This window comes from Mesorhizobium sp. DCY119 (assembly GCF_003590645.1).
Taxonomy (GTDB): domain Bacteria; phylum Pseudomonadota; class Alphaproteobacteria; order Rhizobiales; family Rhizobiaceae; genus Mesorhizobium_M.
The window spans coordinates 1,860,268-1,873,212 of the sequence record NZ_CP031834.1 but is presented as its reverse complement, the minus strand read 5'-3'; the positions used below and the strand labels follow the sequence as shown (position 1 = coordinate 1,873,212).

At 57.5% G+C, this 12,945-nt stretch carries 12 protein-coding genes; 3 read left to right on the top strand and 9 right to left on the bottom strand.

What is annotated here, in order from left to right; translation table 11 throughout:
• Window positions 1–432 precede the first annotated feature (432 nt).
• Both DZG07_RS09110 and DZG07_RS09105 read left to right on the top strand, forming a co-directional pair.
• Complete coding sequence (locus DZG07_RS09110; protein WP_119816175.1) at window positions 433–1,296, top strand: hypothetical protein; 864 nt, start codon at window positions 433–435, stop codon at window positions 1,294–1,296.
• Between the two features lie 109 nt (window positions 1,297–1,405).
• Complete coding sequence (locus DZG07_RS09105; protein WP_091913129.1) at window positions 1,406–2,491, top strand: acyltransferase; 1,086 nt, start codon at window positions 1,406–1,408, stop codon at window positions 2,489–2,491.
• Window positions 2,492–2,693: 202 nt separating this feature from the next.
• Here the strand turns inward: DZG07_RS09105 and DZG07_RS09100 are convergent.
• From DZG07_RS09100 to DZG07_RS09070, 7 genes are all read right to left on the bottom strand, one after another.
• A protein-coding gene (locus DZG07_RS09100; protein WP_245429635.1) for an IS66 family transposase occupies window positions 2,694–4,279 on the bottom strand; the annotation gives its coding sequence in 2 pieces (ribosomal slippage) (window positions 2,694–4,012 and window positions 4,012–4,279; 1,587 coding nt in all).
• Between the two features lie 96 nt (window positions 4,280–4,375).
• The gene (gene tnpB / locus DZG07_RS09095) at window positions 4,376–4,723 is read right to left on the bottom strand and encodes an IS66 family insertion sequence element accessory protein TnpB (RefSeq protein WP_119815995.1); all 348 of its coding nucleotides are present in this window, start codon (window positions 4,721–4,723) and stop codon (window positions 4,376–4,378) included.
• Window positions 4,720–5,106 carry a transposase gene (locus tag DZG07_RS09090; protein WP_119816172.1) on the bottom strand — a complete coding sequence of 129 codons (387 nt, stop codon included), beginning with the start codon at window positions 5,104–5,106 and terminating at the stop codon, window positions 4,720–4,722. Before DZG07_RS09090 ends, tnpB begins: the two co-directional genes overlap by 4 nt.
• A 355-nt stretch (window positions 5,107–5,461) precedes the next feature.
• Window positions 5,462–7,330, bottom strand: coding sequence for a hypothetical protein (locus DZG07_RS09085; RefSeq protein WP_133304733.1), 1,869 nt, complete (start codon window positions 7,328–7,330; stop codon window positions 5,462–5,464).
• A gap of 98 nt (window positions 7,331–7,428) precedes the next feature.
• On the bottom strand, window positions 7,429–8,421 hold the full coding sequence (locus DZG07_RS09080) for an ATP-binding protein (protein WP_119816166.1): 993 nt from the start codon (window positions 8,419–8,421) through the stop codon (window positions 7,429–7,431).
• Between the two features lie 12 nt (window positions 8,422–8,433).
• Window positions 8,434–9,294 (bottom strand): hypothetical protein, encoded by an 861-nt coding sequence (locus DZG07_RS09075; RefSeq protein ID WP_119816163.1) that lies wholly within the window; start codon window positions 9,292–9,294, stop codon window positions 8,434–8,436.
• Window positions 9,295–9,336: 42 nt separating this feature from the next.
• Complete coding sequence (locus tag DZG07_RS09070; RefSeq protein ID WP_162931584.1) at window positions 9,337–10,131, bottom strand: DDE-type integrase/transposase/recombinase; 795 nt, start codon at window positions 10,129–10,131, stop codon at window positions 9,337–9,339.
• Between the two features lie 126 nt (window positions 10,132–10,257).
• On the opposite strand from DZG07_RS09070, the gene DZG07_RS09065 reads away from it, so the two are divergent.
• A complete protein-coding gene (locus tag DZG07_RS09065) occupies window positions 10,258–10,665 on the top strand; it encodes a hypothetical protein (protein WP_119816157.1) in 408 nt (135 codons plus the stop codon).
• Window positions 10,666–10,966: 301 nt separating this feature from the next.
• Here the strand turns inward: DZG07_RS09065 and DZG07_RS09060 are convergent, their stop codons facing one another.
• Window positions 10,967–12,043 (bottom strand): branched-chain amino acid ABC transporter permease, encoded by a 1,077-nt coding sequence (locus DZG07_RS09060; protein WP_119816154.1) that lies wholly within the window; start codon window positions 12,041–12,043, stop codon window positions 10,967–10,969.
• Window positions 12,043–12,945 (bottom strand): branched-chain amino acid ABC transporter permease, encoded by a 903-nt coding sequence (locus DZG07_RS09055; protein WP_119816151.1) that lies wholly within the window; start codon window positions 12,943–12,945, stop codon window positions 12,043–12,045. Before DZG07_RS09055 ends, DZG07_RS09060 begins: the two co-directional genes overlap by 1 nt.

Genomic DNA, 12,945 nt, shown 5'->3' with positions numbered 1-12,945 from the left:
ATTGTGCTTAGCAACTTCCGTAAAGTATTAGCACGTCCCTGCTTGAGCCGCATCACCTGACGATGCCCGCCTTGTGTTCATCACAAGGGATTGTGGTCCGAGGAGCGCAAGGATCGCGGCATCGCCAATTGTCCCGTCGCTGATCTTTTAACGGTTGGGCGAAAGCGCGTTGATCTACGTGCGCAAGGTCTCAAGGCTGCGTGCTAGCCGCCAGCACAAGACGTGTCCTTTCCCGCCGTGAGGTGTGATTGAAGGTTAGGTTGGAATTGCCCTGCGGCGACTGGGGCTTGCCGTTGCCCTCACGGAAAGTTACATTTGGCCACATTGAGTTATCGGCTTGGCGGTTGGGCGGGGAATCCCATCAGCGGAAGCTGCAACAGGACCAAGCATCGGCGGTTTCCGTCGCGATGGTCCGAGGGGATTCGCGCTGTAATGCCTAGATTTGTATTGTTTGATTTGATGCGCTTCGCCCTGGCTCTAATGGTTGCAGGGTCACTCATATCCAACGCCGAAGCGCAAACCCCCACCTCACCCCCTGCCATCGATCCCTATGCTATCGTCTCCAACCCACATCGAAACATCGACAGTCTGAACATAAGCAATAAGCAGCAGATTGATTGTGACTATATCTCCAAATTGGAACCTATAGTCATTCTCGCAGTCGGTCAGTCATTGATCGCAAACGCCAACGGATCGTCGCCGTGGGAGCAGCGGATTAATCGGAACGTATATGAGCATTGGGGGACCCGTTGCTACAAAGCGAACGAACCTCTTTATGGCGCTTCTGATGCGCGCCGCTCGTTCGTTTTTGATCTAGCTAACCTTATCACGAGGGCAACTCAAAAACCCGTCGTAATAAACATGGCGGCAGTGGGAGGAACCAGGGTCGAACGGTTCATGGATGGGGGAGATGCCAACCGCATTCTCAAAGAGCAAATCCAGAACGCCACAAAGAAAGGCCTTCTCCCGACTTTTGTTATCTGGGAGCACGGACAAGGTAACCTAGATGACGATATGGCCGATTACAAATCCAAGGTGACGACGGTATTGGCTGGAATCAGAGACCAAGGTGTAACGGCCCCGATCTTCATCGCTCAGGATAGTTTTCTTAACTGGAGATCGTCACCAGAAATGCTCCAGGCTCAAAGAGAGCTAGCTTATCTACAAGGGAGTTACCTCGGACCAAACATTGATCTTATTCCTTTTCGGATTGACGGAACCCATATGGACGACCGCGGTGTAGAACTCCAGGCTGGAATCTGGTTCCAGGTTCTTGCCCGGTACTTCGATTGGTAATCAGGCCACGACAAAACTGAGATATTCCAGCCCAATGGATGTTGCGCTTCCCGCGCTGTCTCGATCCTTCAAGCCGTAAGCAATTCCAGAATATATATTAAGGTGAGAGATGGCCGCTCAAAGATTTGTAATTCTCGATTTTCTTCGGTTTCTATTTGCTTTTCTTGTCGCTTGGATGCATTTGAACGGGTTCGCCTCGCCGAAGAAAGCGTATCTGGCTGTTGATTTTTTCTTTATTCTTTCAGGATTTGTTCTCTGCATCGCTTATGAGCGAAGGGCAGATCAGCCGGGCTTTTATCGTCGCTATCTAGTTGACCGCATCGCGCGGTTATATCCGCTGCATTTAGCGACTTTGTTATTACTGGTTCCCGTCAACATCCTGTTTTACGTCACATCCGGAGGGCAATTCCTATCCAACGGATGGTCTTATGGCGATGGTCATGCCTATACCTTCGTGCTCAATCTTTTCCTGCTTCAAAACGTAGGACTGACAACCAACAGTTCCTGGAACGCCCCCGCTTGGTCAATTTCGGTCGAGATGGTCGTCAACGTCTTTTTGGGTATACTCATCATCCATTTAGCCCAAAGAAAGCGGCTATGGCCATTCCTTCTCGCCACGTCGATCATCTGTTATGCAGTTCTGTTCAACACCTTTGGAAACCTGGGGGCTTTTAGTGAGCCGGCTCTCGGCTTCATTAACTCTGGCTTAATCCGCGGCGTCGCCGGCATTGCTCTCGGCATCGTTGTTTTCGAAGTCTACAATGGCTTGGAACATCAGAAGAACGCGGGATTTACTCGTTTCGTTGGTCTTTTGGCGCTCGTCACCAGCGGGCTGTTGTTTGGTTTGATCTTGGTATTCACAACAGTGAAGAATATCGACTTTTTGACAGTACCGCTCATGTTCTGCATGGTGCTCGCTATCGCTTTGTACGAGCGGCTGAAGCCGATGGCCGAGGGCTTAACTAGGTCCGTTTTAGTTGGCCTTGGCGCTCTGTCTTACGCTGTTTATCTCTGTCATTGGCCGATCTTAAATTTTACTCGCTATCAGATATTTTACGTGTGGAAAGTTCCGGTCAATTTTGCGTCACCATGGACCGCGTTCGTCTTTCTCTCCGTTGTAATGGTAGTCGCACTCTTCGTACACTACAGGTTCGAACTGCCAGCAAAATCAGCGATGAAAAAATGGTTCTCCTGAAATCGGCAGCTACCTTGGCGGCGGCGGCATTTACAGCGTTGCACGTATCTAACGCTAAAGCCCAACCGCTACTCCGCCGGCATCCTGGCTCATGATGATTGGATCACCTCAAGCTTTACCGCCGGGAGGCCGATTAAGAGCGACTCACCGTAGCGAGCTTGGAACTGCTCGCGGGCCGTAACCATCCGGTCATGGCCGCAGGTTAGGCAGCTTGACCTCGTAAGGACTTCGAGGGCTGCCAATTCCACGGAAGCAATTGCTCCAGCTTGGTGATCGGCGTGTTGGCGATACGAGCGAGAACGTCGGCAAGCCAGGCCTGCGGATCGACGTCGTTAAGCTTGGCACTGGTGATCAAGGTCGCCATGAAGGCGGCGCGATCAGCACCACGATCGGAGCCGGCAAATAGCCACGACTTCCGTCCGAGAGCAAAGCCGCGCAGCGCCCGTTCGGCGGCATTGTTGGTGAGACAAACCCGGCCATCACAGAGGAAAGATGTGAACCCGTCCCAGCGCTTCAGCATATAGTCGATTGGCTCGGCGACCGGAGAGCTGCGTGACAGTTTTGCCCGCTCGGTCCGCATCCAGTCTTCAAGCTCGCCGACGAGAGAGCGGCTCTCCTGCTGGCGTCGTTGCAGCCTTTCATCTGCAGGCAGACCATTGATGTCACGCTCGATGTCGAAGAGGGCATCGATACGCTTCACGGCCTCGAGCGCAATCGGCGAGATCGGCGCGGCATTCTTTCCGCGCTTGGCGTTGGCGGCGATGTCAGCCAGCACAAAGAACTTGCGACGCGAATGCGCCCAGCACAGCGCCTGTGTCAGCGGACCAGGATCGCGATCCACTTTGAACAGCGGGTTATAGCCGCCATAGGCATCGGCCTGCAGAATGCCGATGAAGGTCTTCAGATGCCGCTCGGGATGCTCCTGTCGCCGATCGCGCGAGGCATAGTAAAGCGCCGCGGGCGGGGACGTTGCGCCGAACGGCCGGTCATCCCTGACATAGGTCCATATGCGGCCGGTATCTGTCTTGCCTTTCGCCAGGATCGGCACGGTCGTGTCGTCACCATGCAGGCGCTCGGCGGCGAGCACATGCGCCTCGATCAGCGCATGCACAGGCTTCAGCGCCGCAGAACAGGCTCCGACCTGGTCGGCCAATGTCGAGAGGCTGAGGTCGATACCCTCGCGGGCATAACGCTCGCTCTGCCGGTTCAGCGGTTGATGCTGACCGAACTTCTCAAAGAGGATCATGGCGAGCAGGTTTGGCCCGGCAAAGCCGCGCGGCGTCACGTGGAAAGGCGCTGGCGGTTGGGCGATCTTCTCGCATTCCCGGCACGAGAACTTCTCACGCACCGTCTGGATGACCTTCCATTGACGCGGGATCACTTCCAGTGTCTCGGTGATGTCCTCGCCAAGCTTTGCCAGCTTGGCCGAGCCGCAGCACGGGCAGTTCAAGGGCGGCGCAACGACCACACGCTCACGCGGCAGGTGTTCGGGAAACGGCTTCTTCGATGGACGCTTGCGCTCGAAGGCTTTGACCTCGATGACCGTGCCGCCATCTCTGCCGCCAGTTCGTCCTGGCTGGCATCGGCTTCCAGCTCCTCGAGCTGCAACTCCATCTGCTCGAGAAGACGCGCCTTGCGCTCCGATCTGCTGCCGTGGATGTCGCGCTTGAGCTTCTCGATCTCAAGGCGCAACCGGGCGATAAGCGCATCCGAGTGCGCGTTCACAGCCTGTGCGCGCGCTGCAATGGCCTCCGCTTCACGGCGTGCCGCGCGCTCGGCGAGGATCATCGCATGCGCGCTGGCAAGGTCGTCCGGGAGCTGATCGGCCACACAGGTCATGACCAGACGGAATCATATTCGGCCCCGCCTTTCCAGCCATTTCCGCTATCCAGCGGAACTCGGATGCCAGGTTTTTTGCGGCATTCTCCAGTCGATCCCTTCGAGCAGATAACCGAGCTGCGCAGAGGTGATCACCACCGTGCCGTCGGCCGCAGAAGGCCAGACAAAACGTCCGCGCTCCAGCTTCTTGGTGAACAGGCAAGCACCCTGGCCGTCGTGCCAGATCACCTTGATCAGGCCACCGCTCCGGCCTCGGAAGACAAAGAGGTGGCCACTCATCGGATCGCGCTTCAACGTCTCCTGCACCATCAGCGACAGTCCCGGAAAGCCCCTGCGCATGTCCGTGTGTCCGGTCGCCAGCCAGACCTTCACACCGCTCGGAACAGGGATCATCGCCGCTCCAGAACATCGAGGATCCGGCCGAGCGCCTCGATGTCGACGTCACTCTCGACCCGCAGGCGACGGCCGCCGCCAAGCTCGATCGTCACCATACTTGCCTTCCTGCGCGGACGGGAGACCGGTGGCGGTTCCGCCGGCGCTGGCAGCGCCTCGGCGACCTCCACCGGAACAAGCTGCGGGACCAACGGTGCAGAGATCTGGCAAAGTTCCTTGCGCCACCGGAAAAGCTGGCTCACATGAATACCGGCCGACCGCGCCACGTCCGAAATGCTGGCCTCAGGCTCGAAGGTCGCCGCGACCAGCCGCTCCTTATCCTCTCGAGACCAGCGCCGACGCCGTTCAACCGACGTGATGAACTCAATCTGATGCTTCGTCATAGGACTACTCCTAGTGCTTGCACTAGGACTTCCGATGTTCGCCCTCAGCTCACAAGACGGCCATCACCGTGGGGATACCGCGGGCCAGTATGGATGACCAAATGATACCCTATTTGGATACCCGCCTTTAAGGTATTGATTTTGAGTAGCCAAATCTAAACTGACTCAACCAACCCCTTGAAATTCCACAAAACGAGGATCTGCCCTCCATGCGATCCGCCAAACTTGCCTGATTCATAGGGTGATTATGGCATGCATTCGAACGCGTTTCAGGCTCGGCTGATGCGCAACAAAAAAGGCCGCCAATGGCAGCCTTCTTTTTATAAGCAGTGTCGGGACTGGGGAAAGGCTAGGTTCAGGCTGCCGCAAGAAGCGGTTCTACCTCTCTGCGTTGCCAGACCAGCGTCTTCTTCTGTTCCAGGACATAGGGCTGGATACCAGCAGCGCGCAGAATACGAGGTACGTCTCGCCATCGCAGCTTTTGTCCGAGAGCCGAGAAGCGCTCGGTGATTTCGGAGGTAAGTATAAATTCTCTCTCAAAGGCACCAAGCTCTGTCACCGTTGGCTTCCTTGAAAGGAAACCTTCACGCACGAGTTGGTTCACGATCACAGGTGTTGTTTTGAGCACCCCTGCCGCGTCCTGTTGTGTAAAGACTATATCGGGAGCCAGGCTGCTCGAAACAGCGTCATAGAGGAATTGTAAAGCTGCCGCGTCGCGGACGGCAAGGGAGGCCATCAACGACTTTCCTCCTACGCACCAGACTTCGAGCTGACCTGCGATTATTCTGAGGAAGATCTCGGGCCATGGATTCGTAAGTTTCGGGAGCAGCCTGCCGACGGCCTTGGTAATTGTCATTGCTGTAGCGGGCGGAGGCGTCCGAGAAGCCATATCCTCGCAGCGTCGTCTCAAGTCTTCCACTGATGACTTTTCGTAGTAGCCCATAGCGTATGGCACTGAGAGACGAGGCTTGGCTGGCGTCAGCAAACCCATATCGGCCAGCGCGGATACGCATGCGCGAGGTACGCAGAAGTCTACTGCCACTTTGGTGGACGAGAGAGTCTCCCTGCGGTGGGCAATGATATCCTTCAGAGCGGCGACATCAACCATCATCGGGCCTTTCTGAGCGTTCTTCAATTGCCGGAAGGGCAATGCACCAGAGCGTACCAGGCGCAAGATGGTTCGGCTGTCCAAGTTGAAGTCTTTCGTAGCCTGACAGACAGGAACATAATCATCTCCCGCCCTGTAGGTCCCAGTGCGGATCGCATGCGCAGCGCCCTCCCATCCCTCCATGTCCGTCGCGATCCTGCGCTTGAGTAAGGACTTCAGTAGTGGATCCACATGCTGATCCATGCTGATGGCAACTATCGGACCAAGTTCTTTCCTCACGCCATAGTATCCGCTCCGATCGCCTGCAGTGGCTCGGACGTCCGCCGCGATCTTGTGGAAGCCATCTGGCCAGTCGAGAAACATTCTGGCGGACTTCGCCAAAACCTCGGAAGTGAAGCGCTGATAATCTGCAAGGCAAGATGGGCGTTCGAGCGTCGAAGAAGTGTGAGACGCGCGCGAGGTGATCGCGCATGCAACTGCAAGGATTCCTTCGAATAGTGCAGACGGCTCAAACGCGCCGATTTCGGGATGCAGGCTTCGGCACCCGTCTCCGTTGCTACGCTCGGGATCAATGAGGCCGCTACAAAAATCGAGAGCTTCTAAGTCATTGATCTCGAGGTTCGGCTGGGGATAGTCGCGAAAGTCCACCCGTCCCCTGGTAACGCCGTATCGGTCGACACGTACGCAGAACTGCAGGCCGTAACTCCGAGAGAAAGTTGGGGGACGCAAGCATTCGGGGCAGCGATCAAGCAAAAGTTCCTTGGTATCTGGATCAAACGAGAACACTCCAACGGTCCACATGGCCTTGAGGTGCAGCGACTTTCGAAGGCTCATCGGCGAGACGCGCCGCTGTCTCGCGTCTCGATGTACCGCCCTTAGAGGAGCCCGGAAGAAATTGACCCATCCGGGCTTGCCTGCGATCGGCCTGATCGCCACACGCTCCAAGTCGTCTGAACCGTGTGGAAGTCCTAGCGCCACAGCCAACCCATCAAGGCCGCGCGACAGACTCGAGATCCGAACGGAATGCCGACCGACCTCGAAGCCGGCCGCGGCCAGAACGTGAGTCGTTCTGCGATATGAGTTCAGAACTGTCGCGCGCAACACCAGTTCTGCCATGGATTCACCGCTCAAGAGCGCGCCCACCGGCACGACTAGGGGAGCTGTGCCTTCAGGATGGTTTCACGACGTCGTGGACTGCACATGGAGATCGGGGGTCATGCTGCCCGCAGCTCCCTTTGTCTAATCCCCGAACGAAACGGATTATAGCTGATGAGCTTGGCAGGGATCGCCCATTCGTCGACCGCGGCCGACAGATGCGTTTCCAGCAGTTGATCCGCCCCCCACTCCTTAGCGATGGTGGCGGCAGCCAATATGAGGTTGCTTGCCGTGCCCACACGCCCACCAACGACCTCATGGACCTTTGCCGGTATCTCACCAGAAACCAAGTCGGATTCCTTTGGAAAAAGGCCGCGCTTCTGCATCAGGATACCAACGGATCCCAGATAACGCACGAACATCCGTTGCTCGGCGGGACGCTCCGGCCTGAGCTGGCTGAAATCGATCTCGCCTAAATTCCGCATGTTCATCTGATCGTCGCCCAGGATGAGATTCCTCGCACCGTCAATGCCGAGGAAGACGATGGGTATACGTCCCCGGATCATGATCACCTTCATCATGTCGGTGACTGAGGAGTTCTCGGCTGAGAAAACACGACTGCTTTTCTTTTGGTCGGCTTCGTAGCGATGGTCGAGGTGTTGGACCTCATCGATGAACATGATCTGGGAGCCCTTCGCTCCCATGTAGTCGTACGCACGCCCGAGCATTGAATCCTTGGTGCCTCGTGAGGCTCTGGGGTCACCAAACGCAGTCAGGATATCGGAGGCGAACGACTTTTCGGTCGCCTTGGCAGCGAGGGTAACGTGCAGTGCAATATGTTGCTTGTGTGCGATCTCCTTGCGGCTCATGTTTGCCGGGAAGAGGCCTTGCGCGATGACGTAGTCCACGATGACCGTCTCGATGTAATCCTTCACTGTCGTTGATTTTCCCGAACCCGTTGGAGCGAAGATGCAGGAGAAGCGCTGATCTTCCCACGGCGCGTCGATCTTCATCTTCCGCATTGAATCGAAAACTTTATGGGCCCGTATCAAGCGGTCGTGCTTGATACGCATTTGCAGAAATTGTGCGACTATCTCGCCATTGGGTAACATTGCAGTGCCTCCTCAAAGGTTGCTTCTGAGATCGGCCAGGAGTCCGTCGGCGTCTTCGACCTGGGTCCAGACCGGTCGCGGAACCGGATCCTTCTCTTTCGGAGCAGTCTCCGGAATCTGCTGAACAGGCTGCGCCGTCACTGTGGCACGCTTCTTTTGATTGGCGACCCGTGTTGCCACAGCTTTCTTTGTGGCGGCGGCGCCCCCGCGGCGACTCGACTTGATCACCGAGCGATCGTCAGTGCGCTCCTGAGCGGCGATGAAGTTGGGAACATTGGGTCCCATGCCCGAATCCGACGGGTCTTCGAAGACCTCTTCCACTACCGAGCCCGCCACGAGCTTCGTCCCAGGGGTGAACCTACTCGCTAGCTTTCGGGCCTCCCGGAATGGATGGGAGGCGACAATGGGTTCATACGTCGCTCGCAGTGCCGAAACGACTTCCAGCATCTCGTCTTCGCTGCAGAACTGAAAGTTACGATCGCGCGCGAACTGGCGGCTGTCAGCCGCTTCCTTCCATGTGAGCCCGGCCGAGTATCGTGGAAGGACATTCGGGAGGCGGACGTTTAGCTTGGTGCGAGGGTTCCAGACTCGAATATATTCACATGTCTCATCGAGGGTAATGTGCACCCGTGCGACGCCGCTTGGTGACGGCGACTTCCGCTGGAGCGACTTCTTAGCAAAACGCATCAAGTCATTCAGAAGCGCGCCGGTGATCAGCGGATCGTGAAACTGCTGGTTGTTATACCTGACGCCGGACGTCGTAAGCTGGGCACTTTTGACCCGTCCCAGGAAAGTATCGAAGGCGTTGACGTTATCTATCATCGGCCTACCGTGTTGTTCGATGCCGTCCTTCCAGACGAGAGCAGGCGACATCCCTAAGCCTCTGTTCTCTGAGAAGGCGGCTTTTCGAATTGCCTACCAGAGTCCGTCGGTCATCTGCTCAAGATTCCTGTCTGCTTTAGATCGGGGATCCAGCCTGAGCTGGGACATCACGTGCGGCTTGTGGGGAATACCGCTGGGTAAGCGGTGCCAGTAGAGCTGGCTCAGCAAGTGAAAATCATGCTCGACGTGGCATTTGAATTCGGGAGTGTGAATTGGCGCCCAGATGATGTTGATGCTTAAGCTCTCACACATAGTCTGGAAGGAGACCTCAGCATTCTCCCAGGCACAATCAACAATGATGAAACTCGGTTTGCCCCAAGCATCTGCGAAGTTCTTGAAGTTCCGAAGTCCGGGGGGCAAAAAATCCTTTCTCCGGACAAGCTGCTTCATGCACATGACGACAGTATTGATTGACGGCGGCTCGAAGGTCAGTATCGCCGCCAGAGGCATCCGAGAGTAGACATCGATTGCCCGCATCAGCCACGGGCGTTCCTGCATCAGGACTTGGCCTGACGCGTTCTCCACATTTGCCCAGGCGTCAGCTGGTGTATGGTCGAACATGACATATTCGAGCGGGCGGGAGGCCTGGATCGCTCGACTCTGCCCCCGAAAGCGGCGGCCGGCCCGAAGCTTGTCATACCGTGCCCGATACCGATGGTAGTTTTCGGCGCCGTTGATCCAGAGCCGCAGCGTCTCCTTGTTGGGCTTGCCGAGCTGCTCAACACCCAATCTTGCGAGCTCTTCGTTCTTATTCTTCAACTTGATATCGAACTCGTTCAGGACTTCCCAGAGCTTCGGCGCGCGCGCCGACCAGAATAGGTCGATCATCTCCGCCTTGAGCATTAAAACGTAGGGGTCCCAGAACGAGCCCTTCTGCGAGTCTTGGGGACCAAGGAAATGGTGGAGGTCCCTGGCGCCCGGCTCCCCGCAGTCGTGAATTGAGCGCCTCGAAAGATGGAAGCGGATTTGATTGCCGCCATTGCCGCATGCAAAAACGACTTGCAGAGGGGCGAGGACAATCTCGTACGCATGAAAGCAGCGTTACGATCCTTACAACGGGAGAGGCGTGCTGTCGAAACTGAGGAATCGACCCCGATCGGCCAGAACAAGCGAGGAGCCAAGGCTAATCGCCCCGTCAGCGACGCCAAAGTGATCCTTTCGTTCGCCCGTGAGGAACTTCGGAGGGTCGGTCATCCTTTGAACAGAGCGGAAATCGCCGAGAGACTCGCTAATTCCGGAATCGCGATCGGCGCGAAGGCTCCACTCGACCGCGTGGCGAAGGTCATGTGGTTAGCCAAAGAGTTCCAGAATGTTGGAGACGGGTACTGGTTTGCCGGAGAACCCGTTCCTCCGAACAAATAGCATGGCACGATGTGCTCGGGCCGCTCAAGCCTGAGAGATACGATCAGATTGTAATCGCGGGGGAGCACCGTCCATCCAGCTTGAGCAGGCAATCGCAGTACCCGATAAGGGGCCGACAACGGACCGTCAGGTTGTGGCTTCAATCTTAGGAGAGCTGCCCTTCAGCATCTGCCGCCATTGGCGCCCCACCGCCGCAATGATCGCTCTTGGCCCAAAAGTGGACGCTACTGGCGTGCCGCCGGAGCGGAAGCCGAATTGGTTCCTGCCTGTCACGCCATCCCCATTTCGAAACGCGCAATGTTCACGGCTGCGGTGCGACGTCGGAATTGATGTCTCGAGATATCACGCGCTTCGTGTTGCGGATCCGTCCAATCTTGATGAGGTCCTCGAATTCGCGATCCCCCATCAGGCCATTGCGTTTCCAGGTCATGGTCAGGACGATGACGAACCCGAGAAAGAAACCTGTAAGCCCGAACATCTGTGGTAGCTCGACGCCGAGAACCGTGGGCCCATTCTCGAGCGTACGGGCCAGTTCGTTGCCGGCGGATACAAGGAAAGTACCGACGATCACACCGGACACCGAACGTGATCCGCCGAGGATGATCATGGCAATTATGAGAAACGTCTGGCTGAAATAGAAATTGTTCGGACCGATGACGCCCATGAAGGTCGCATGGAGGATGCCGGCCGCAGCAGCAATGATGGCGGAGAGCACCCACGCAACGTGACGCAGCCGCGCAACATGGACCCCGGCCGCGCGTGCTGCCAGCATATCCTCGCTGGACGCGCGAAGCTGCAAGCCGGGATTGGAGTCGCGAAACATCTTGGCGACGAATATGGCGAGCGCGGCAACCGCCGCCGCGACCGGAAGCGAGGAGACGACGGGAATGCCGTAGAGCGAGCGCTGCCCACGCGTCAGGTCGATCCAGCCGGTGAAGACCACGTAGGCGATCACCAGCAGCGCCAGGGTCAGAATCTCCGCGGCCGCGCCGCTGACCCGCACGACCAGATAGCCGCTGAGCCAGGCGAGGACGGCCACCAGCAGGAGGGCGATGAGCACAGCGGCCGGCATCGGCAACTGGAGGGCGGCGAGCCCGAATGGGGCGGTCGGTATGAGGGTGGCCTTGATGGCCACCGGGATGGTCAGGATGCTGACCGCGTAGCTGGCCACGCCCATGAAGCTGACGTGGCCGAAGCTGAGTACGCCGGAATTGCCCATGAAGACCTGTATCCCGAGCGCCAGCGTGAGGTTCAGCATGAACGCATAAGCAATACGGACCTGGTATGGCTCGGCGAAGTTCTGGATAAGCAGAGCAAGAAGCGCGAGCACGATGATCGGCAAGGCCGAGCGATACAGTGTGGAAAGGAATAGTTCCATCACGACTCCTTGTCTCCCAGTTCGGTGGTGCGCCCCAAGAGGCCTTGAGAAAACCGCACCAGGATGAGGCCGACCACGGCGAAGACGAGGGCGTCGCGATAGGCGGCGGCCTCCGCGGGGAGTGTCGCCTGCAGGAATACCTCGCAGACCCCGAGCAGCAACCCGCCGAGCACAGCGCCCGGCAGGGAGCCGAGCCCACCGACGACGCAGGCAACGAAGGCTTTCAGCACCGGCACGAACCCCATGAACGGATCGACGGCGCCACGGCGACTGAGAATGAAGATGGCGGCGATGCCGGCGAGAAAGCCGGAGATGAGGAAGGCGACGTAGATCACGCGGTTCGCGCGGATGCCCATCAGCCGAACGGTGGTGAAGTCCTTGGCCGCCGCGCGCATGGCAAGGCCGATCGTCGTGAAGCGGAGCAGAGCGACGAGAGCGAGGATCGCGACGAGGGTGACACCGGTCTCCAGCACCTGCAACACCGGCAGGCGAATGGGCCCGAGGAATATCTGTTCGCCCAGGAAGGCCGGCGACTGGACGGGCCTCGGTCGCGTCGCGACAAAGATCACGAAGGCATTCTGGATGATGATCGAAACGCCGAAGGCCGTGAGCATGCCTGTATTCACTGGCGCATTGCGGATCGCCCGGAAGGCGACGCGCTCGAAGACGACAGCGGTGATGGTCGCGACTACCAGGCCTATCGCAAGGAGGAGCCAGGGATTGGGCACGAAAAGGATGATGGCGAAATACATCGCGAAGCCCGCGACGGTGATCATTTCGCCATGGGCGAAATTCACCAGACCCACGATGCTGTAGACGATGGCAAGGCCGAGCGCGAGCAAGGCATATTCGCTGCCGACACTCAGCGCATTGATGATCTGCTGGATGATGTATTCCGTCAT

Bases quoted from the DNA above. Each gene is read 5' to 3' on its own strand.
- DZG07_RS09090 (WP_119816172.1), bottom strand. From the start codon at position 5,106: ATGACGAAGCATCAGATTGAGTTCATCACGTCGGTTGAACGGCGTCGG.
- DZG07_RS09060 (WP_119816154.1), bottom strand. From the start codon at position 12,043: ATGGAACTATTCCTTTCCACACTGTATCGCTCGGCCTTGCCGATCATC.
- DZG07_RS09055 (WP_119816151.1), bottom strand. From the start codon at position 12,945: ATGACGGAATACATCATCCAGCAGATCATCAATGCGCTGAGTGTCGGC.
- DZG07_RS09070 (WP_162931584.1), bottom strand. From the start codon at position 10,131: ATGATCGACCTATTCTGGTCGGCGCGCGCGCCGAAGCTCTGGGAAGTC.
- DZG07_RS09075 (WP_119816163.1), bottom strand. From the start codon at position 9,294: ATGTCGCCTGCTCTCGTCTGGAAGGACGGCATCGAACAACACGGTAGG.
- DZG07_RS09110 (WP_119816175.1), top strand. From the start codon at position 433: ATGCCTAGATTTGTATTGTTTGATTTGATGCGCTTCGCCCTGGCTCTA.
- DZG07_RS09085 (WP_133304733.1), bottom strand. From the start codon at position 7,330: ATGGCAGAACTGGTGTTGCGCGCGACAGTTCTGAACTCATATCGCAGA.
- tnpB (WP_119815995.1), bottom strand. From the start codon at position 4,723: ATGATCCCTGTTCCGAGCGGTGTGAAGGTCTGGCTGGCGACCGGACAC.
- DZG07_RS09105 (WP_091913129.1), top strand. From the start codon at position 1,406: ATGGCCGCTCAAAGATTTGTAATTCTCGATTTTCTTCGGTTTCTATTT.
- DZG07_RS09080 (WP_119816166.1), bottom strand. From the start codon at position 8,421: ATGTTACCCAATGGCGAGATAGTCGCACAATTTCTGCAAATGCGTATC.
- DZG07_RS09065 (WP_119816157.1), top strand. From the start codon at position 10,258: ATGGAAGCGGATTTGATTGCCGCCATTGCCGCATGCAAAAACGACTTG.